Below are 19,109 nucleotides of genomic sequence, written 5' to 3' on the forward strand. Positions count from 1 at the left end.
GCTCCAGAGAAACGTAGCTGAACATCGCACCCTGCTGGATTTCTATTCCCCGCATCCCAGACCCCTGTTTGGAATGTCGCGCGTATAGACCGCAGAATTCATGCCGAGTTTTTCAGCAAGCTGCTAGGCTTGACGCTGTCGACTCACCGTGAAGATTGCGCGGGGTGGACGGGATTCGCAGTCCCAGGAGATTGAAGGGAAGGCGGAAGATCAAACTCGCTACAGCGTTGTTCCTGGGGTGCCTGCCGATGGTGGCGTTGACGGAGCCGATCCCGTTCGAGTGCTTTGCACGTCAGCCCGAGTTCGGTGAGGAGGTGGCCGCAGCGCCGAGCGTGCGCTCGCCGTCGATGGACTGCTGGATGCGTTCGAGCCCCGTGGTGACGTGCTCAATGTTGATGCGGACGTCGCGGTTCTCGGCGGTCATTGGTACACTCCGGATATGGCCAAAAAGCGTCCATCCTTCATGCTGCGCCTGGCCAAAGGCATCGGCGCGCTGTACCCACGCGCGGTCATTCGAGCGGTGCCGGTCGGCAAGCCGGTCCATCCCGCATTGATTGCCATTGAGCGTCTGCAGCACCGCGCCCAGAGCGCAAACCTAGCCCGCGCGCGGTTGCAGGACTGGCTCGCGCAGAGCAAGCGTCGAGAAGCCATCAGGAATTCCCCCGCAGGCGACCACGACGGTCGCGATACGCCGCGTCGAACGACACCTGCAGCGCGTCCCCACCCGCTTTGAGCAGCTCGGGCAGGAGCTGGGCCAGCCAACGTTTGCCGAAGGTGTAGAAGCGCATCCCGGTCAACTTGCCGCGCGCCGCGCTGGTGCGCTTGCGGATGGCATCGCCGCTCGCGAGCACGCCCAGCGCTTGTCTGCATGACGACGACCACGAGATCCCGCAAGAGTCACTCGGTGCTCTCAGCCTGATCGAATACGGTCTCCACACCTGCTGGAAACCTCCAACAATCCGTGGCGCTGAAACGGGGAGGCAACATGGGCCATGCGCCAATCATCCGATCGGCGGATCCGGCATTAGCCATCTGGCTAATGTTCGGCGCGAAGCTCGCTCGCTAGATTTCCTCCACCGCCGATGTGGCGGGAGATCAGGCAAGTGGAGGGAACGAAGATGACGTCACTGCTGAAGATGGGTGCCGCCGTCGGCCTGCTGCTTTCTGCAGCCGCAGCCTATGCGGGGCCGGTGAACATCAACACGGCTGACGAGAAGGCGCTGGCCAAGGAGCTCACGGGTGTCGGACCGGCCAAGGCGGCCGCGATCGTCGCCGACCGCGAGGCGAACGGCGCGTTCGAAAAGCCCGAGGACATCATGCGTGTGGATGGCATCGGCGAGGCGATCTACCGGCAGAACAAGGACAACATCAAGGTCAACGACTGACGATTCCCTAAGGGAGGGGCGACCTCACGGCGGGCTGCGGCCCGCCTTTTTCTTGTAGCGCTCAGCGCGCCGGCGCCCCGGAATACTCGCTCGAATCAGAGTACCCGCCACCACGGCGCAGCGAGAACGTCCGGCGCCAGCCAATCAATGGTGTTGCCGGTGTGCAGCAGCAGTCCAGCGCGTGCCTTGTTGCCGTACTCCGCACGGAAAGTGCGCAGATTCGTCGTGTCGCCAAGCCTCGGCCTGGTCGTCGCCTTGACCTCGATCGGCAGCAACTGGCCGTTGGCCTCGATCACAAAGTCGACTTCCTCGCCGATCGTCGTTCGCCAGTAGCCCAGCTCGACGTGTTCGATGCGTGCATCGCGCCACGCCAGCAGATCATTCAGGACGAGATTTTCAAGATGTGCGCCGTCGGGTTTGGTGGCGCCTGCCAGGTGCAGGGCGATGCCGGTGTCGCCCCAGTACAGCTTGGGTGATTTGATCAACCGCTTGGTGCGATTGACGGCGTACGCAGGCAGGCGAACCAGCAGATAGGAGGTTTCGAGCAGGTTGAGCCAGCGGTGTACGGTCGGCTGTGGCAGGGCGACATCGCGTCCCAGCTCGGTTTGGTTCACGACCTGGCCGATTCGCAGGCAGGCTGCGCGCATCAGGCGGCGAAAGTCGGGCAGTGCGCTGATGGCGGCGAGATCCTGCAGATCGCGTTCAAGATATGTGCGGACGTAGCCATCGAACCAGATGCGGCGTTCGCTGTTGTCCCTGATCGATAAGGCGGGGGTGGGGAAGCCGCCGCGTAGCGCCAGCTCATGCCAGTTCTCGGGCTCGTCTTTGGCATCGGCCAGCAGTTCGAGCCAACGGTCATCGGTGTTCGCGAGCAAGTCGTCCCAGCGTCCGCACTGCCCCATGCCGCGTTGCTCGCGCCGCGTCATCGGCCACAGCGTCAGATAACTCGCACGGCCCGCGAGCGACTCCGAAACTTGCCTCATCAGCAGGAGGTTGGCCGATCCGGTCAGCAGGAAGCGGCCGGGCCTGCGGTCCTGGTCGACCGCGTGCTTGACCGCGCGCAGCAATCCAGGCTCGCGCTGGACTTCGTCAAGCGTGATCGGACCGGGGCCGCCCAGCAGCGTTCCCGGTTCCCGGCGGGCCGCATCGAGCACGTCGAGGTCGTCGAGCGTGTGGTATCGGCGCCTGCCGGAAACCAAGCGTTCCACCAGCGTGCTCTTACCGGTTTGGCGCGCGCCGGTCACGACCACAGCGGGCATGACCCGGAGCCGTTGCGCCAGTGCGGCGCCGACCAGGCGGGGGAGTGCTTCCATGCCGTGCATGATATTCATTCATTAAACGAATTGCCAGATAGGGGTGCTTCTGTCGAGCTGTGCCGTCCGTCAATTCGCCGATCGGCGGATCCGGCATTAGCCATCCGGCTAATGTTCGGCGCGAAGCTCCCTGGCTAGATTTCCTCCACCGCCGATGTGGCGGGAGATCAGGCAAGTGGAGGGAACGGAAGATGACATCACTGCTGAAAATGGGTGCCGCCGTCGGCCTGCTGCTTTCTGCAGCCGCAGCCTATGCGGGGCCGGTGAACATCAACACGGCTGACGAGAAGGCGCTGGCCAAGGAGCTCACGGGTGTCGGACCGGCCAAGGCGGCCGCGATCGTCGCCGACCGCGAGGCGAACGGCGCGTTCGAAAAGCCCGAGGACATCATGCGTGTGGATGGCATCGGCGAGGCGATCTACCAGCAGAACAAGGACAACATCAAGGTCAACGACTGACGATTCCCTAAGGGAGGGACGACCTTACGGCGGGCTGCGGCCCGCCTCTTTTTTCTGGGGTGGGGGGAAACCCCGTTTCTACGGGGCTAAACGATGGTGCTACCATCCGCGCCTTGACGGTGCAAGGGCGCGATCACTGCCCTGCCACACCGCGCGTCGGTTTCGTTCAACAACCCTCAGTTCAATTCCCGAGGAACTTCACGCATGTCCGAGAGCCCCAATCGAGCGGTGGCGCGAGCAGTGATGCTCACGCGCAGCGGCTGGGCCGTTGCGGGTTTTGCGCTCTCGTCTTTGGCGATGGCGCAGTCCACGGCGCCGGTGACGCGCTCGGTCAACGAGCAGGTCGCCGCCGAGCAGGCCGCGCAGCAGACGCAAAGCCGCGTCGAGCAGCTCGACGACGAGACGCGTCGCGCCGTTGCCGAATACCGCGCGGTGATCCAGGAGACCGCGAGCCTGAAGCGCTACAACGAGCAACTGCAGGCGACCATCGGCTCGCAGCTCGAAGAAATGGAGACGATGCAGCGGCAGCTCGGCGAAATCGAGACGACGGCGCGCGAGATCGTGCCGCTGCTGCAGAAGATGCTGGCCACGCTCGAGGAGTTCGTGAAGCTGGATCTGCCGTTCCTGCCGGATGAGCGCGCGGACCGCATCGCCGGGCTCAAGGACATGATGGCGCGCGCAGACGTTTCGATCGCCGAGAAGTTCCGCCGCATCGTCGAGGCCTACCAGGTCGAGATGGAGTACGGGCGCACGCTAGAGGCCTACCAGGGCAAGATCGGCGAGCGTACCGTGGAGTTCTTGCGCGCCGGTCGTGTGTCGCTGATGTACCAGACGCTCGATGGTTCCGAAACCGGTTACTGGGATGCGGATGCCAAGCAGTGGGTCGCCGACAACGGCTATGCGGATGCGGTCACCGCGGGACTGAAGATCGCGAAAAAGCAGGCGGCGCCGAATCTGCTGTCGGTGCCCGTGCCCGCGCCGAAGGAGGCCAAGTAACATGTCGCGCACTCCCATGTTCGCCCGCCTGACCCGCCCTGCGGCGGTGCTGTTGCTCGCGGCACTGCCGGGCCTTGCCCAGGCACAGGCCACGACGCTCGATCAGTTGCTCGAACAGACGCGTACCACGCGTGCCCGAGAGGCGCAGCAGAATCAGGCGCGCATCAACGCGTTCCAAGCGGAGCGCAACCGCCGCGCGGCGATGCTCAGTGAGGCGCAGGCCGAGCTATCACGCGAAAACGCGCGGGCCAACGCGCTGTCGGCGCAGTTCGACGCCAACGAGAAGAAGCTCACCGAGCTACAGGCGGCGCTCGATGCCAAGCTCGGCAATCTCGGCGAGATGTTCGGTGTCGTGCGCCAGGTCGCGGGTGATTTTGCGTCGGTGGCCTACAACTCGATGATCTCGGCACAGTATCCGGATCGCGAGGCCTTTGCGCGCAAGCTCTCGGAGTCCAAATCGCTGGCCTCGATCGAGGACCTGGAGCGGCTGTGGTTCGAGATGCAGCGCGAGATGACCGAGAGCGGCCGCGTGGCCAAGTTCACGACCAAGGTCATCGACGTCGAGGGTCAGGAGCGGGACACGCCGGTGGTGCGTCTCGGCGGCTTCACGGCGTCGAGCGAGGATGGCTTTTTGACCTACTTGCCGGGTGAACGTGAGTTCGCCGTGCTGAGCCGTCAGCCGGCGTCGCGCTTCGTCAAGCCCAACGTCGATCTGCTCGACGAGACCAGCGGTTATCACCGTGCGACGCTGGATCCGACCCGCGGCACGTTGCTGGCGGTGCTGGTGCAGACGCCCAAGCTCGGCGAGCAGATCAAGTTCGGCGGCCTGGTCGGCTATCTGATCCTCGCCATCGGTGCGATCGGTCTGATCATGGCGGCGGTGCGCTTCGCTGCACTGTCGGCGATCGCCGCCAAGGTGAACGCTCAGCGCAAGGACACCGCCAACGCCAACGAGAACAACCCACTGGGCCGCGTGCTCGCGGTCTACTACAAGGATCCGAACGTCGATCTGGAAACCCTGCAGTTGCGGCTCGACGAGGCCGTGCTCAAGGAGATCCCGGCGCTGGAGACCTGGCTGCCGGCCATCAAGATGATTGCCGCGGTCGGCCCGCTGATGGGCCTGCTCGGTACCGTCACCGGCATGATCCTGACCTTCCAGCAGATCACCCTGTTCGGCACCGGCGATCCGAAGATCATGGCCGACGGCATCTCGCAGGCGCTGGTGACCACGGTCATGGGCTTGGTGGTCGCGATCCCGATGGTGTTGATCCACGCCTATCTCGCCGGCCGCAGCAAGAACATCGTGCAGATCCTCGACGAGGAGGCGGCGGGCCTGATCGCGGAGCACGCCGAGAAGCAGCATGGTCGGGCCGCTTGACCTGTTCGCGGATGTCCGTGATCTGCTCGAACTGGGCGGGCCGGTGGTCCGCATCCTGCTCGGCGCCGCGTTCCTGCTGTGGGTGCTGATCATCGAGCGCTGGTTGTACTGCACGCGCGAGCTGCCGCGCATGATCGACCGCATCCAGGCGCAATGGGATGCGCGCACCGACCATTCGTCGTGGTACGCGCGCCAGGTCAAGCGCAAGCTCGTGTCCGAGGCCACGCGCCAGATCCGCGGTCACTTGGGCTTGATCAAGGCGCTGGTCGCGCTGGCGTCGCTGCTCGGCCTGCTCGGTACCGTGACCGGCATGATCCAGGTGTTCGACGTCATGGCCACGCTCGGCACCGGCAATGCGCGCGCCATGGCTTCCGGCGTCTCGGCGGCGACGATCCCGACGATGGCGGGCATGGTCGTGTCGATTTCCGGTCTTTATCCGATCCTGTGGCTTGAGAAGAAGCTGGCGACCGAAACCAGCAAGCTCAACGACCACATGATCACGCATTGAGATTGATCTCATGGCACGCAGAAACCGAGGTGGAGACGACGACGCCCAGATCGACTTGACGCCGATGCTGGACATGTCGTTCATCCTGCTGATCTTCTTCATCGTGACGACCTCTTTCGTCAAGGAAGCCGGCATCGACGTCAGCCGTCCGAGCGCGGCCACCGCCGAGCGTAAGGAGCGCGGCAACATCCTGATCGCGATCCGCGCGAACGGTGAGATCTGGATCGACAAGCGCGTGGTCGACAAGCGCGCCGTGCGCGCCACCGTCGAGCGCCTGCACGCGGAAAACCCGGAAGGCTCGGTCGTGATCATCGCCGACAAGAGTTCGGAGACCGGCACGCTGGTGGAGGTCATGGACCAGGTGCGCCTGGCCGGCGTGTTCAATGTCTCGATCGCGGCCGATCAGAGCGGAGGCGGCTAGTGGCGCGTAGTGCGCTGGCGGTGGTCATCGCGGCCGTGATCGCGTTCGGCCTGTTCTGGGTCATGCACCTGCTGATCATGGGGCGCGACGTCGGGCCGAAAAAAGACTCCACTTCGGCGGTGATCGACTTCGTGCGACTCAAGCGCGACACGCAGCTCGAAACGCGCACGCGCAGCAAGCCGGAGAAGCCGCCGCCGCCGAAGAAGCCGCCGCCGCCTCAGCTCAACGTGCAGGCGCAGGCCAAGCCCGACATGGCGCCGACGCCGCTCAACGTGCCCAAGCTCAACCTGCCGACCACCATCACCGGCGGGCCGTTCCTCGGCACCTTCTCCGCCGGCGACATCCAGGGTGACGCCGAGCTGATTCCGCTGGTGCGTATCGCGCCGCAGTACCCACGCCAGGCGCTGCGCGACGGCATCGCCGGTGAGGTCACCTTGGAGATCACCGTCGGTCCGGACGGGATGGTCAAGTCGGCGCGGGTCAAGAGCGCCAAGCCGCGCGGCTACTTCGAGTCCGCGGCAGTGTCCGCTGCGTATAAGGGCCGGTTCAGGCCGAAGGTGGTCGACGGCCAGCCGGTGGAAACCACCGGCGTGTACACCGTGAAGTTCAATCTGGGCGAATAGCGATGCAGCGCAGACTCCGGGCACTGGGCAGTTCGATCGCATCGGCCGCGCTGGCCGTCGGTGCGCTGAGTTTCGCGCCGGTGCACGAGCTGGCCGCGCAGAACGCGCCGAAGAAGGAGCGCAAGGCCGCCGGCACGCTATCGGAGGCGACCTACCGCCAGCTCGAACGCATCCACGAGCTGATCGGCAAGAACCAGAACGCCGAGGCGCTGAGCAAATCCGAGGCGCTGCTGGGCCGTGTCAGCAACGACTACGAGCGGGCCGTCATCCGTCAGACGATGGCCTTCATCTACATCTCGCAGAACAATTACAAGGCGGCGATCGCCGCCTTCGAGGAGGCCCTGTCGCTCGATGCGCTGCCGCAGCAGCCCTACGAGCAGATGCTCTACAACGTCGCCCAGCTCTACTTCCAGGACGGACAGACCGACAAGGCCATCCAGCGCATGGAGCACTACTTCCGCGAGGTGACGTCCGAGCCGCCCGCGGATGCGCATATCCTGCTGGCCAGCGCCTACGCGGACCGCAAGCGCTTTCGCGACGCACTGCCGCAGGTCGACCAGGCGCTCGCCAAAGTCAAGGAGCCGAAGGAGTCCTGGCTGCAGCTCAAGCTGGCGCTGCACTATGAGCTCAAGCAGTACCCGCAGTGTGCCGAGGTGCTGGTGCGGCTGATCGCACTGGTCCCGGCCAAGGAGGACTACTGGAAGCAGTTGTCGAGCATCCTGTTCGAGATCCAGCGCGACAAGGAGTCGCTCGCGGTTCTGGCGCTCGCCGAGCGACAGAACTTTCTCGATACCGAGGGCGAGATTCGCAATCTGGCCAATCTTTATCTGCTGCTCGACATTCCGTACAAGGCGGCACAGGTGCTCGAAAAAGGCCTGGAACGCGGACTGCTCAAGGCCGACGAGAAGACGCTGAGCCTGACCGGCGACGCCTGGACCATGGCGCGCGAGTACGACAAAGCCGAAGCCGTGCTCAAGCGCGCCGCGGCAATCGCCCGCGACGGCGAGATCTTTTACCGCCTGGGTCAGATCTACGTCGAGGATGAGCGCTGGGAGGAGGCGCTGGACGCGCTCACCCAGGCGCAGGCCAAGGGCGTGAAGAAGATGGGCGACGCCGCTTACCTCGAAGGGGTCGCCGCATTCCAGTCCGGCAATCGTGCGCGCGCGGTCGCGTCCTTGCGCAAGGCGCAGCGCTATGACGAGAGCCGCAACAACGCGACGCAGTGGCTCACGCACATTGCCCAGATCGAGGAGGCCGAGGCGCAGGCCGCGATCGCGGCGGCACAGGCGAGCGCGCCGCCGGACCAAGCGAAAAAGGCGAAGAACTGACGCGGATGCCGGCGTGCGTGCGTCGCGTCCGTTGCAGGTCACGATCGCTTTTGCGATCGTCTACCTCGTCTGGGGTTCCACGTATCTGGCGATCCGCATCGGCGTGCAGGATCTGCCGCCGGTGCTGTTCGCCGGCGTGCGCTTTTTGCTCGCGGCGCCGCTGATGTTCGCCTATGCCTGGCTGCGTGGCGCGCGGCTGCCGTCGAGCCGCCGCGACTGGGCGCTGATCGGTCTGACCGCGGTGCTGATGCTGGTCGGCGGCAACGGCCTGGTGACCTGGGCCGAGCACTGGGTCGAGTCGAACCAGGCCGCGTTGATCATCGCCACCTCGGCGATCTGGATGGCCGCTTTGGGCGCGCTCGGCGGGCGCGGTGACCGGCTGTCCTGGCCCGCGGGCGCCGGGCTGCTGCTGGGCCTTGCCGGCGTCGCCCTGCTGGTCGGCGGCGGGCTGCAACTGCGCAGCGCCCCATGGTTCGCCTATGCGGCCCTGCTCGCCGCGCCGATCCTGTGGGCGGCGGGCTCGGTGATCGCGCGGCGCTATCCGCTCGGCTGCGCGCCACTGATGGCGGCGGCGCTGCAGATGTTGGTCACCGGCGTGATCATGACCGCGCTGGGTCTTGCGCTCGGCGACGCACGGCGCTGGTCGCCGACGCCCGAGTCGCTCGGCGCCTTGCTGTATCTGGTGGTGTTCGGCTCCTGTATCGCCTATGGCGCCTACTACTGGCTGGTGCACGAAGTCACGCCGGCCCAGCTCGGCACCTATGCCTATGTCAATCCGGCGATCGCCGTGCTGCTCGGCTGGTGGTGGCTCGACGAGGTGATGGCGCTGCCGCAGATTGCCGGGACGCTGGTGATTCTCGCCGGCGTCGTGCTGGTGACGCTGGCGTCGCGAGCGCCGCCCGTCCGTTAAGCTCGCGCGCATGCGCGCGCCGACCTTCGTGCTGGCTCTTGTGCTGTCGTGCCCGAGTGCATGGGCCACGGCGACCGAGGTGCTGCGCATCGGCAACGGGCCGGAGCCGGAGACGCTCGATCCGCATCGCGTCGAGGGCGTGAGCGCCGGCAACATCGTGCGTGATCTGTTCGAGGGGCTGACCGCGGTCGGCGACGATGGCGCGCCGGTACCGGCCGCGGCCGAAAGCTGGAGCGTCGGCGCCGACGGTCTGCGCTACCGGTTCAGACTGCGCGACGACCTGCGCTGGTCCAACGGCGATCCGCTGGTCGCCGCGGACTTCGTGCGCGGGTTGCGCCGCAGCGTTGCGCCATCCACCGGCTCGCACTTTGCGCGCATGCTCGAACCGATCCGCAACGCCGCTGCGATCATCGACGGCCGCCTGCCCGCCGATACGCTCGGCGTGCACGCACCGGATGCGCAGACGCTGGAGATCGAACTCGAAGCGCCGAACCCGACGCTACCGGCCTTGCTCGCGCATCCATGCGCCTTTCCGCTGCACGCGGACAACGCCGCGGCGTCGACGACGGCGTTCGCGCGCCCGGGCCGATTGATCAGCAACGGCGCCTATCGTCTCGCCGACTGGGTGGTGCAGTCGCACGTGGCGCTGGTGCGCAACGAGCACTACCGCGATCCGGCGGCGATCGCGCGCGTGCATTACGTCGTCACGGAAGACATCCACGCCGAGCTGCAGCGCTTCCGCGCCGGCGAGCTCGACATCACCGCCGAGATCCCGCCGCTGCAGGCCGAGCGCATCCGTCGCGAGTTGCCCGGCGCGCTGCGCGTCGCGCCCTACCTGGGCGTCTACTACTACGGCCTGAATCTGACGCGACCGCCGTTTGCCGGCGCACCGCAACTGCGGCGCGCGCTGTCGATGGTCATCGACCGCGAGCTTTTGGTGCAGAAGGTGCTGCACGGGCTCGGCCTGCCGGCCTACGGCTTCGTACCACCGAAAACCGCGGGACACGTGCCGCAGACGCCGGCGTGGTCGGCGTGGCCGCTGGCGCGGCGCATCGAGGAGGCCCGCCGTCTGTACCGGCAGGCCGGCTATGGTCAGGACAGGCCGCTGCAGGTCGAGATCCGCTACAACACCCACGAGACGCATCGCCGCATCGCCACCGTGGTGGCGGCGATGTGGAAGCAGACTCTCGGCGTGCAGACGCGTCTGGTCAACGAGGAGTTCAAGGTGTTCCTGCACCATCGTCGCCTACGGCGCGACACGCAGGTGTTCCGCGCGGCGTGGATGGCGGACTTCAACGACCCGATGAGCTTTCTCGGCATCCTGCACAGCGCGCACGGCAAGAACGACAGCGGCTGGGTCGATGCCGATTTCGACGCGCATCTCGCTGTCGCGGCGGCGAGCGTCGATGGCGAGCGGCGCGCCGAGGCCCTCGCCGCGGCGGAGCGCCGCGTGCTCGAAGACGTACCGGTGATTCCGCTGTACGTCTACGTGTCCAAGCACCTGGTCGCGCCGCGCGTGCGCGGCTGGCGCGACCATCCGCTCGACTATCACTACAGCAAGGACTTGACGCTCGCGGACTCGCAGGAGGGGCGCGGATGACACTCATGCTGCTGCGCCGCGCCATCGCCGGTCTGGTCACGCTGTTCGCGCTGCTGACGCTGAGCTTTTTTCTACTGCGAGCTGCCCCCGGCGGGCCGCTGGATCGCGAACGCAGCCTGCCGCCGCGGATCGAGGCGGCGATCGCCGCGCAGTATCACCTCGACGAACCGTTGTGGCGTCAATATGTGCGCTACGCCGGCGACGTGCTGCGTGGTGATCTCGGGCCCTCGTTCCAGTACGACGGGTATCACGTGAGCGATCTGATCGCGGCCGGACTGCCGGCATCGCTGTTGCTTGGCGCGCTCGCGCTCGCGCTCGCGCTGCCGCTGGGCATCGTGCTCGGCTTCACCGCGGCGCAGCGACCGGGCGGCTGGCGCGATCGCGCGCTCACGCTGTTCTCGATGACCGGCGTGTCGCTGCCGAACTTCGTCGTCGCGCCACTGCTGGTGCTGGTGTTCGCAGTGACGCTGCGCTGGCTGCCGGCCGGCGGCTGGCGCGCCGGCGCCTGGCAGGACGTCGTGCTGCCGGTGATCGCGCTGGCCTTGCCGCAGATGGCCTATGTCGCGCGCCTGGCCCGCGCCGGCATGATCGAGACGCTGGCCGCGCCGTTCATGCTCACGGCGCGCGCCAAGGGCCTGCCGCCGCGCTTGCTGTTGTGGCGGCATGCCTTTCGCCCGGCGCTGCTGCCGGTGCTGTCCTATCTCGGCCCCGCGGCCGCGGGGCTTTTGACCGGCTCGGTCGTGGTCGAGCAGATCTTCGGCATACCCGGCATCGGCCGCTACTTCGTGCAGGGTGCGCTCAACCGCGACTACACCCTGGTGCTCGGCGTCGTGCTGCTCTACGGCGCGCTGATCGTGCTGTTCAATCTGCTGGTCGACCTGCTGTACGGCTGGCTCGACCCGCGGCTGCGATCGGCATGAGGCACGTGGTGGCAGACCGGCGCGGCGGTGCCGCATGGCTGGCGGGCGGCGTTCTCGCGCTCATCGTGCTCGCGGTGATTCTCGGCCCGCTGCTGAGTCCGCACACAGTGGATCACATCGACTTCGCGGCCGACTGGGGCGCGCCGCCGTCGATCGATGGCGCGCACTGGTTCGGTACCGACAGCCTCGGCCGCGACCTGTTCGTGCGTACGCTCGAAGGCGGACGCACCTCGTTGTTGGTCGGTCTGCTCGCGACGCTGGTGTCGGTGGGCATCGGCGTGGCCTGGGGCGCGGTCGCGGGTTACTTCGGTGGGCGCATCGATCAGTGGCTGATGCGCGCGGTGGACGTGCTCTACGCATTGCCGTTCATGTTCATCGTGATTCTGCTGATGGTCGCCTTCGGCCGCGAGCTGTGGCTGGTGTTCGCCGCGATCGGCGCGGTGACCTGGCTGGACATGGCGCGCGTCGTGCGCGGCCAGACGCTGGCGCTGCGCGAGCGTGGCTTCGTCGTCGCGGCCAAGCTCGTCGGCGTGCCGGATGCGCGCATCATCCTGCGCCACATCCTGCCCAACCTGAGCGGACCAGTGCTGGCGATGGCGACGCTGACGGTGCCGCAGGCGATCCTGATCGAGTCCTTTTTGAGCTTTCTCGGTCTTGGCGTGCAGGAGCCGCGGGCGAGCTGGGGCATGCTGATCAACGACGGCGCGCGCGACATGGAGATCACGCCGTGGGCGCTGGCCTTCCCCTGCGCATTTTTGGTGACGACGCTGTTGTGCCTGAACGTGCTCGGCGAGCGCCTGCGCGCAACGGGGCAGGGGCGGTGAGCGCGTTGCTCGCGGTCGAGGGCCTGTGCGTGCACTTGGGCGCGCGCGCGGTCGTCGACGATGTCGGCTTTTCGCTCGCGCCGGGCGAGGCGCTGGGCATCGTCGGCGAGTCGGGCTCCGGCAAGTCGCAGACCGCGCTGGCGCTGCTCGGGCTGTGCGATGCCCGCGCCAGGGTGCACGGCAGTATCCGCTTCGACGATCGTGAGCTGCTCGGCCTGCATGAGCGCGAGCTGCGCCGTATTCGCGGCGCGCAGATCGCGGCCGTGTTCCAGAACCCAGGTGCGAGCCTCAACCCGCATCTGCGCATCGGCACGCAGCTCGCCGAGGGTTTGCGCCACCATCGCGGCCTTTCGCGCAGCGCGGCGATGGCCGAGGTGCTGCGCCTGCTCGACGCGGTGCGCATCGCCGATGCGCCGCGCCGCCTGCGGCAGTATCCGCACGAGCTGTCGGGCGGCATGTGCCAGCGCGTCGCACTGGCGATGGCGCTGGCCTGTGCGCCGCGGCTTTTGATCGCCGACGAGCCGACCACCGCGCTCGACGCGACGACGCAGGCGCGGCTGCTCGATCTGATGCGCGGGCAGTGCCGCGAGCGCGGTCTGGCGTTGCTGCTGATCTCGCATGATCTGGGCGTCGTCGCCGAGCTGTGCAGCCGCGTGCTGGTGATGCGCGCCGGGCGCGTCGTCGAGCACGGTGCGATCGACGTGGTGATGTCGGCGCCGCGCCATCCGTACACTGCGGCGCTGCTCGCGGCACGACGCGCGCTCGCCGGGGATGAACGCTGACGCGGGGCCAGTTGCAGCTACGGCGTTTTCTTACGTAATCTCCGCAACGGCTTGATTCGGGCGGTCCGACGGCGTTCGATTCCCGTGACGCCGAATGTGCGGTCGACCGCTCGCCGTGCGCCCATCCGGGGGAGAGATCCAATGACCATGCTGGCCAAGCGCCACATCGCAGCCGTCCTGTTCGCCGCGGTTGGCACGCTGTCGAGCAAGGCGGCGTTCGCCATCAGCTTCAGCCTGCCGTGGGGCGAGGAGTCGATCGAGGGCGTGCTCAACAGCTCGATCGTGATCGGTGCGGCGGTGCGCACCCAGGACCGGCATACCGATTATCTGGGCAAGTCCAACATCAACCCGGACGTCTGCGGTGGCATCAACCAGTCCTGCCAAGGCCTGTTCCGCGATCAGGGCCACCCGGCGGTCGCCCTGGCGTCCGCGCCGGGTCAGTTCAGTCCCAATTACGACGATGGCAACTGGAACTACGACAAGGGCGATCTGACCTCGGGCCTGGTCAAGATCACCCAGGACCTGACGCTCACCTGGGGCAACTACGGCATCTTTGCCAAGGGCCTGTATTACCACGACTGGGTCAACGAGGACTTCGAGGAGTTCCACCCCAACCTGATCAACGCCGAAAACCGCGACGAGGTCGCGCTCGCCGATCCGACCTTCGGCTTCGCGCAGTACGGACGCGGTGGGCCGGTCGAGCGGCCGCGCACCGGCGAGACCCTGAGCCAGATCGGCGCCGAGCTGCAATTGCAAGACGCCTACGTCTTCGGCTCCGTGCCGCTGTGGGGCGAAAAGGAGCTGGGGTTCAAGGTCGGCCGCCACCTGATCAACTGGGGCGAGTCGCTGCTGCAGGCGCTCAACTCCCTGAACCAGGCCAACCCGCCCAACGCCAACAATTTCTACCGCGTCGGCTATCTGGTGGAGGAGATTTTCACGCCGATCAACATGGTCTCGATCGGCTTCGAACCGTTCACCAACGGCTCCCTGGAGGCGTTCTACCAGCTCGAGTGGCAGCCCGTCGAAGCCCCTGCCGCGGGCTCGATGCTGGCGCTGTCGGACGTGGTCGGAACCGACAACGCGGTCAACTACGCCTATGTGCACTTCGGCGGCGGTCCGGAGGACCCGGATGGCGTCGCCTACCCGCTGTACAACCCACTGTCGGGCGTGACCAACACCTCGACGACGATCGAGCGACTGCCCGATCTGGAACCCCGCACCTCAGGCCAGTACGGCGTCTCACTCAAGTACTACGCCGAGGACATCAACAACGGCACCGAGTTCGGTCTGTACTTCATGAACTACCACTCGCGCCTGCCGTTGGCGAGCTTCTTCTCCACGGTGGCGAGCTGCGCGCGCCGCGAGGGCAATGACCTGGGCATCGACGCCTACGATCCGGTGAGCTTCCTTGCCGCCTGCCCGGACCTGCCGATCCTGTACTCCTTGACCGGTCGTGACCCCGCCAACGCGCAGAGCAATGCGGTGCCGCTCGACACCGTCAAGCTGCTGGTCGAGTACCCGGAAGACATCCGGCTCTTCGGCCTGAGCTTCGCGACGACCGCTTTCGGCTGGTCGTTCCAGGGTGAGGTCGCCTATCGCCCGAATTCGCCGCTGCAGGTCGACACCGAGGACCTGGTGTTCGCCGCTTTCGGCCCGACCTTGTCGCGCTGTCATGATCCGAACTTGCCGCGGGTGCTGCCGACCGGCGATGCGCTCGACGGCGCGCTCGGATTGGTCGACACCATCTTCGGCCTGGCTAGCCAGCTCACCGGCGGCATCGTCGGCGTGCCGGACCTGCTGCCGGCCGGCACCGGCTGCGCCGGCACCACGGCCGGCGTCGGCACGACCGGGCCTGGCAGTTCGCCGGTACAGACCTTGGGTGACCAGGGGGTATACGCGCCCAGCGACTACATCATCGACGCCAACGGCACGCCGGGGGGGTTCAACGACACCTTCGATCTGGCGATCGGTCATGCACCCGGCTCGGCGCGTTCTTTCCCGGCCTTCGTCACGCCGTATCGCGGCGTCGCCGCCGGCGAGAACCCGCCGTGCGAGCCGCGCTTCTTAGGCAGCCAGAACCGCTACAGCATCGATCAGACGACCGATCTCAAGCCCAATCCGAATTTCATCCCCTACACGCCGTCGAATCCGTGCTACATCCGCGGCTACGAGCGTATGGACACCTTCCAGTTCAACCTCGGCGGAACGCAAGTCTTTGGCGCCAGCGACAACCCCTTCGGCGCCGACCAGATCATCCTGGTCTTCGAGATCGGGGCGACCTGGGTGCCGGATCTGCCGGAACTCGACGAGCTGCAGTTCGAGGCCGCCGGCACCTACTCGCATGCCAGCGCCGGCGCCGACGGCACCGGCGCGGACCGTTCGCGCCAGGCCTGCTCCTACGATCCGGTGACCCGGCTGCCGCGCGAATCCTGCTCGTTCGGCGTCGACGGCTTGCGTTTCAATCCCTCGCAGGCGAACCTGGACCTGTACCCCGATCCGCTGTCCTGGGGGTATGTGATCATCAGCCTGATCCGCTACGAGTCCGTGTTCCCCGGCATCTCGTTCCAGCCCCAGATCATCTGGCAGCACAACGTCAAGGGCACCGCGCCGGGCCCCGGCGAGAACTTCATCGAAGGCCGCAAGACCATGGATCTGCAGATCGAGACGCGCTACAAGTCCAATCTTGCGTTCTATCTCGGCTACACCTGGTTCACCGGAGCCGGTGTCGCCAACATCCAGCGCGACAAGGACATGGCGCGTGCCTTCGTGCGCATACAGTTCTAGCCGAGAAGCCCAATGCGAAGAAGGCGGCCGCTGGCCGCCTTCTTCGTTTTCAGCGCTCGAGCATCGGCTTGAGGAAGCGCCCGGTGTGGGAGCGCTTTGCCTTGGCGATGTCCTCCGGCGTACCGGAGGCGACGATCTCGCCGCCGCCGGCGCCGCCTTCGGGGCCGAGGTCGATGATCCAGTCGGCGCGTTTGATGACGTCGAGGTTGTGCTCGATGATGACCACCGTGTTGCCGTGCTCGCGCAGGCGTTCGAGCACCTTGAGCAGTTGCGCGACATCGTGGAAGTGCAGGCCCGTGGTCGGCTCGTCGAGGATGTAGAGCGTGCCCCCGGTGTCGCGGCGTGACAGTTCCTTGGCCAGCTTCACGCGCTGCGCTTCGCCGCCGGAGAGCGTGGTCGCGTTCTGGCCCAGCGTGATGTAGGACAGACCCACGTCCATCAGCGTTTCGAGCTTGCGATGCAGAGCCGGCACCGGCTTGAAGAACGCATGCGCCTCCTCGACGGTCATATCGAGCACCTCGTTGATGCTCTTGCCCTTGTATTTGATCTCCAGCGTCTCGCGGTTGTAGCGCTTGCCCTTGCAGGTGTCGCAGGTCACGTAGACATCGGGCAGGAAATGCATCTCGACCTTGATCACGCCGTCGCCCTGACAGGTTTCGCAGCGCCCGCCCTTGACGTTGAAGCTGAACCGCCCCGGCGTGTAGCCGCGCGCGCGCGATTCCGGCACGCCGGCGAACAGTTCGCGGATCGGCGTGAACAACTGCGTGTACGTCGCCGGGTTCGAGCGCGGCGTGCGCCCGATCGGCGACTGGTCGATGTCGATGACCTTGTCGAGCTGCTCGAGCCCGTCGATGCCGTCACACTCGGCATGTTGTGTTGCCGCGCCGTTGAGCTGGCGCGCGGCAAAGCCGTAGAGCGTGTCGTTGATCAGCGTCGACTTGCCGGAGCCGGAGACGCCGGTGACGCAGGTCATCAGGCCGATTGGAATCTGGACGGTGACGTTCTTCAGGTTGTTGCCGCGCGCGCCGCGGATCGTGATCGCCTTGCCCGGCTGCGGCGGTGTGCGCACGGCCGGCACCTCGATGCGCATGCGGCCGGACAGATACTGGCCGGTGATCGACGCCGGACTGCGCTCGATGTCACGCGGCGTGCCTTGCGCGACGACCTCACCGCCGTGCACGCCGGCGCCGGGTCCGATGTCGACCACGTGATCGGCGTGGCGGATCGCGTCCTCGTCGTGCTCGACGACGATCACCGTGTTGCCGAGATCGCGCAGCCGGAACAGGGTCTGCAGCAGGCGCTCGTTGTCGCGCTGGTGCAGGCCGATGCTGGGTTCGTCGAGCACGTACATCACGCCGACCAGCCCGGCGCCGATCTGCGAGGCTAGGCGGATGCGCTGGGCCTCGCCGCCGGACAGGGTCTCGGCGCTGCGCGCCAGCGTCAGGTAGTCCAGGCCGACGTTGTTGAGAAAGCCCAGGCGCGCGCGGATTTCCTTGAGGATCTTTTCGGCGATCTCGCCTTTGTGACCCGGCAGCTTGAGGTCGTTGAAAAAGGCGTCGGCGTCGCGTATCGACAGCGCCGTCAGCGACGGCAGGTTGCGGTCGGCCACAAAGACGTTGCGCGCCGCGCGATTCAGTCGCTCTCCGCCGCAATCGGGACAGGGCTTGTTCGACAGATACCGGGCGAGCTCCTCGCGCACCGCGTCGGATTCGGTCTCGCGATAGCGGCGCTGCAGGTTGGGGATGATGCCCTCGAACCTGTGCACGCGTTTGTGCAGGCGGCCGCGTTCGTCCGGGTACTCGAACTCGATACGCTCGTCGCCGCTGCCATAGAGCAGCAGCTTGCGCACCTTCTCGCCGAGCGCGGCGAAGGGCTGCTCGGGATCGAAGCCGTAGTGCTTGGCCAGCGAGGTTATGAAATGCCAGTAGTACGGATTGCGCTTGTCCCAGGAGCGGATCGCGCCGGCGGCCAGCGACAGCTCCGGATGCGCGACCACGCGCGCCTCGTCGAAGGTCTGCAGCGTGCCGAGGCCGTCGCAAGTCGGACAGGCGCCGTGCGGCGCGTTGAACGAGAACAGCCGCGGTTCGAGCTCTTCGAGCGAATAACCGCAGTGTGGGCAGGACATGCGCGCCGAGAACGCCAGTGGCGCGGCGTCGCCGGCGTGCGGCGCGACATAGGCCAGACCTTCGGACAGGCGCAGCGCGGTCTCGAAGGATTCGGCGAGCCGCTGCTTGAGGTCGGGCCGGATCTTGAAGCGGTCGACGACGATCTCGATGTCGTGTTTGAGCTTGCGGTTGAGTGTCGGCACCTCGTCGAGCTCAAAAACTTTGCCGTCGACGCGCACGCGCACGAAGCCCTGCGCGCGCGCCTGCTCGAACCACTCGCCGTGCTCGCCCTTGCGCCCGCGCACCACCGGTGCGAGCAGCATCCAGGCTGACTCGGCGGGCAGCGCGAGCACCTGATCGACCATCTGCGACACCGACTGCGCTTCGAGCGCGACATCGTGGTCCGGGCAGCGCGCGGTGCCGACGCGCGCGAACAGCAGGCGCAGGTAGTCGTAGATCTCGGTGACGGTGCCGACGGTCGAGCGCGGATTGTGCGAGGTCGACTTCTGCTCGATGGAGATCGCCGGCGACAGACCCTCGATCACGTCGACGTCGGGTTTTTGCATCATCGACAGGAACTGGCGCGCGTACGCGGACAGCGATTCGACGTAGCGGCGCTGGCCTTCGGCGTAGAGCGTGTCGAAGGCCAGCGAGGATTTGCCCGAGCCGGACAGGCCGGTGATGACGATCAGCTTGTCGCGCGGCAGGTCGAGCGAGACGTTCTTGAGGTTGTGCGTGCGCGCACCGCGGATGCGGATCGAGTCCATGAGGGCA

18 protein-coding genes are annotated in these 19,109 nt (G+C 66.6%); 14 read left to right on the forward strand and 4 right to left on the reverse strand.

Annotated elements, in window-relative coordinates:
• Positions 1-292: 292 nt before the first annotated feature.
• Together ABSH63_RS01880 and ABSH63_RS01885 are read right to left on the reverse strand one after the other, a co-directional pair.
• The gene (locus ABSH63_RS01880; RefSeq protein ID WP_352886915.1) at positions 293-577 is read right to left on the reverse strand and encodes a hypothetical protein; all 285 of its coding nucleotides are present in this window, start codon (positions 575-577) and stop codon (positions 293-295) included.
• A 73-nt stretch (positions 578-650) separates the two neighbouring features.
• Positions 651-851 (reverse strand): hypothetical protein, encoded by a 201-nt coding sequence (locus ABSH63_RS01885; protein WP_352886917.1) that lies wholly within the window; start codon positions 849-851, stop codon positions 651-653.
• 267 nt (positions 852-1,118) lie between these two features.
• Between ABSH63_RS01885 and ABSH63_RS01890 the strand changes: the two genes are divergently transcribed.
• Entirely contained in the window at positions 1,119-1,385 is a 267-nt protein-coding gene (locus tag ABSH63_RS01890) for a ComEA family DNA-binding protein (protein ID WP_352886918.1), read from the forward strand.
• A 95-nt stretch (positions 1,386-1,480) separates the two neighbouring features.
• Here the strand turns inward: ABSH63_RS01890 and ABSH63_RS01895 are convergent, their stop codons facing one another.
• Complete coding sequence (locus ABSH63_RS01895; RefSeq protein ID WP_352886920.1) at positions 1,481-2,698, reverse strand: ATP-binding protein; 1,218 nt, start codon at positions 2,696-2,698, stop codon at positions 1,481-1,483.
• Positions 2,699-2,889: 191 nt separating this feature from the next.
• On the opposite strand from ABSH63_RS01895, the gene ABSH63_RS01900 reads away from it, so the two are divergent.
• The 13 genes from ABSH63_RS01900 (at position 2,890) to ABSH63_RS01960 (ending at position 16,230) form a co-directional block, all read left to right on the forward strand.
• On the forward strand, positions 2,890-3,156 hold the full coding sequence (locus tag ABSH63_RS01900) for a ComEA family DNA-binding protein (protein ID WP_352886922.1): 267 nt from the start codon (positions 2,890-2,892) through the stop codon (positions 3,154-3,156).
• 204 nt (positions 3,157-3,360) lie between these two features.
• Positions 3,361-4,152 (forward strand): DUF3450 domain-containing protein, encoded by a 792-nt coding sequence (locus tag ABSH63_RS01905; protein WP_352886923.1) that lies wholly within the window; start codon positions 3,361-3,363, stop codon positions 4,150-4,152.
• 1 nt (position 4,153) lies between these two features.
• A complete protein-coding gene (locus ABSH63_RS01910) occupies positions 4,154-5,530 on the forward strand; it encodes a MotA/TolQ/ExbB proton channel family protein (RefSeq protein ID WP_352886924.1) in 1,377 nt (458 codons plus the stop codon).
• Positions 5,514-6,038: a MotA/TolQ/ExbB proton channel family protein gene (locus tag ABSH63_RS01915; RefSeq protein WP_352886925.1), complete on the forward strand. Its 525-nt coding sequence runs from the start codon at positions 5,514-5,516 to the stop codon at positions 6,036-6,038. The genes ABSH63_RS01910 and ABSH63_RS01915 overlap by 17 nt, the downstream gene beginning before the upstream one ends.
• 10 nt (positions 6,039-6,048) lie before the next feature.
• Positions 6,049-6,459 carry an ExbD/TolR family protein gene (locus tag ABSH63_RS01920; protein ID WP_352886927.1) on the forward strand — a complete coding sequence of 137 codons (411 nt, stop codon included), beginning with the start codon at positions 6,049-6,051 and terminating at the stop codon, positions 6,457-6,459.
• Complete coding sequence (locus ABSH63_RS01925; RefSeq protein WP_352886928.1) at positions 6,459-7,082, forward strand: energy transducer TonB; 624 nt, start codon at positions 6,459-6,461, stop codon at positions 7,080-7,082. Before ABSH63_RS01920 ends, ABSH63_RS01925 begins: the two co-directional genes overlap by 1 nt.
• Before the next feature lie 2 nt (positions 7,083-7,084).
• On the forward strand, positions 7,085-8,410 hold the full coding sequence (locus ABSH63_RS01930) for a tetratricopeptide repeat protein (RefSeq protein ID WP_352886930.1): 1,326 nt from the start codon (positions 7,085-7,087) through the stop codon (positions 8,408-8,410).
• Positions 8,411-8,423: 13 nt separating this feature from the next.
• Complete coding sequence (locus ABSH63_RS01935; RefSeq protein ID WP_352886931.1) at positions 8,424-9,320, forward strand: EamA family transporter; 897 nt, start codon at positions 8,424-8,426, stop codon at positions 9,318-9,320.
• A 10-nt stretch (positions 9,321-9,330) separates the two neighbouring features.
• Complete coding sequence (locus tag ABSH63_RS01940) at positions 9,331-10,920, forward strand: peptide ABC transporter substrate-binding protein (protein WP_352886932.1); 1,590 nt, start codon at positions 9,331-9,333, stop codon at positions 10,918-10,920.
• Positions 10,917-11,840 (forward strand): ABC transporter permease subunit, encoded by a 924-nt coding sequence (locus ABSH63_RS01945; protein WP_352886933.1) that lies wholly within the window; start codon positions 10,917-10,919, stop codon positions 11,838-11,840. The genes ABSH63_RS01940 and ABSH63_RS01945 overlap by 4 nt, the downstream gene beginning before the upstream one ends.
• Complete coding sequence (locus ABSH63_RS01950) at positions 11,837-12,664, forward strand: ABC transporter permease (protein WP_352886934.1); 828 nt, start codon at positions 11,837-11,839, stop codon at positions 12,662-12,664. The genes ABSH63_RS01945 and ABSH63_RS01950 overlap by 4 nt, the downstream gene beginning before the upstream one ends.
• Positions 12,661-13,446 (forward strand): ABC transporter ATP-binding protein, encoded by a 786-nt coding sequence (locus ABSH63_RS01955; RefSeq protein WP_352886936.1) that lies wholly within the window; start codon positions 12,661-12,663, stop codon positions 13,444-13,446. Before ABSH63_RS01950 ends, ABSH63_RS01955 begins: the two co-directional genes overlap by 4 nt.
• 141 nt (positions 13,447-13,587) lie before the next feature.
• Entirely contained in the window at positions 13,588-16,230 is a 2,643-nt protein-coding gene (locus ABSH63_RS01960; RefSeq protein ID WP_352886937.1) for a DUF1302 domain-containing protein, read from the forward strand.
• Positions 16,231-16,279: 49 nt separating this feature from the next.
• Here ABSH63_RS01960 and uvrA read toward each other — a convergent pair whose 3' ends face one another.
• Positions 16,280-19,102, reverse strand: coding sequence for an excinuclease ABC subunit UvrA (gene uvrA / locus ABSH63_RS01965; protein ID WP_352886938.1), 2,823 nt, complete (start codon positions 19,100-19,102; stop codon positions 16,280-16,282).
• Positions 19,103-19,109 lie beyond the last annotated feature (7 nt).

It is taken from the genome of Sinimarinibacterium thermocellulolyticum (assembly GCF_040327995.1).
Classification (GTDB): domain Bacteria; phylum Pseudomonadota; class Gammaproteobacteria; order Nevskiales; family Nevskiaceae; genus Solimonas; species Solimonas thermocellulolyticum.

Excerpts from the sequence above, each read along its gene's own strand:
- ABSH63_RS01890 (WP_352886918.1), top strand. The coding sequence starts at position 1,119 with ATGACGTCACTGCTGAAGATGGGTGCCGCCGTCGGCCTGCTGCTTTCT.
- ABSH63_RS01895 (WP_352886920.1), bottom strand. The coding sequence starts at position 2,698 with ATGGAAGCACTCCCCCGCCTGGTCGGCGCCGCACTGGCGCAACGGCTC.
- ABSH63_RS01900 (WP_352886922.1), top strand. The coding sequence starts at position 2,890 with ATGACATCACTGCTGAAAATGGGTGCCGCCGTCGGCCTGCTGCTTTCT.
- ABSH63_RS01905 (WP_352886923.1), top strand. The coding sequence starts at position 3,361 with ATGTCCGAGAGCCCCAATCGAGCGGTGGCGCGAGCAGTGATGCTCACG.
- ABSH63_RS01910 (WP_352886924.1), top strand. The coding sequence starts at position 4,154 with ATGTCGCGCACTCCCATGTTCGCCCGCCTGACCCGCCCTGCGGCGGTG.
- ABSH63_RS01915 (WP_352886925.1), top strand. The coding sequence starts at position 5,514 with ATGGTCGGGCCGCTTGACCTGTTCGCGGATGTCCGTGATCTGCTCGAA.
- ABSH63_RS01920 (WP_352886927.1), top strand. The coding sequence starts at position 6,049 with ATGGCACGCAGAAACCGAGGTGGAGACGACGACGCCCAGATCGACTTG.
- ABSH63_RS01930 (WP_352886930.1), top strand. The coding sequence starts at position 7,085 with ATGCAGCGCAGACTCCGGGCACTGGGCAGTTCGATCGCATCGGCCGCG.
- ABSH63_RS01940 (WP_352886932.1), top strand. The coding sequence starts at position 9,331 with ATGCGCGCGCCGACCTTCGTGCTGGCTCTTGTGCTGTCGTGCCCGAGT.
- ABSH63_RS01945 (WP_352886933.1), top strand. The coding sequence starts at position 10,917 with ATGACACTCATGCTGCTGCGCCGCGCCATCGCCGGTCTGGTCACGCTG.
- ABSH63_RS01950 (WP_352886934.1), top strand. The coding sequence starts at position 11,837 with ATGAGGCACGTGGTGGCAGACCGGCGCGGCGGTGCCGCATGGCTGGCG.
- ABSH63_RS01960 (WP_352886937.1), top strand. The coding sequence starts at position 13,588 with ATGACCATGCTGGCCAAGCGCCACATCGCAGCCGTCCTGTTCGCCGCG.
- uvrA (WP_352886938.1), bottom strand. The coding sequence starts at position 19,102 with ATGGACTCGATCCGCATCCGCGGTGCGCGCACGCACAACCTCAAGAAC.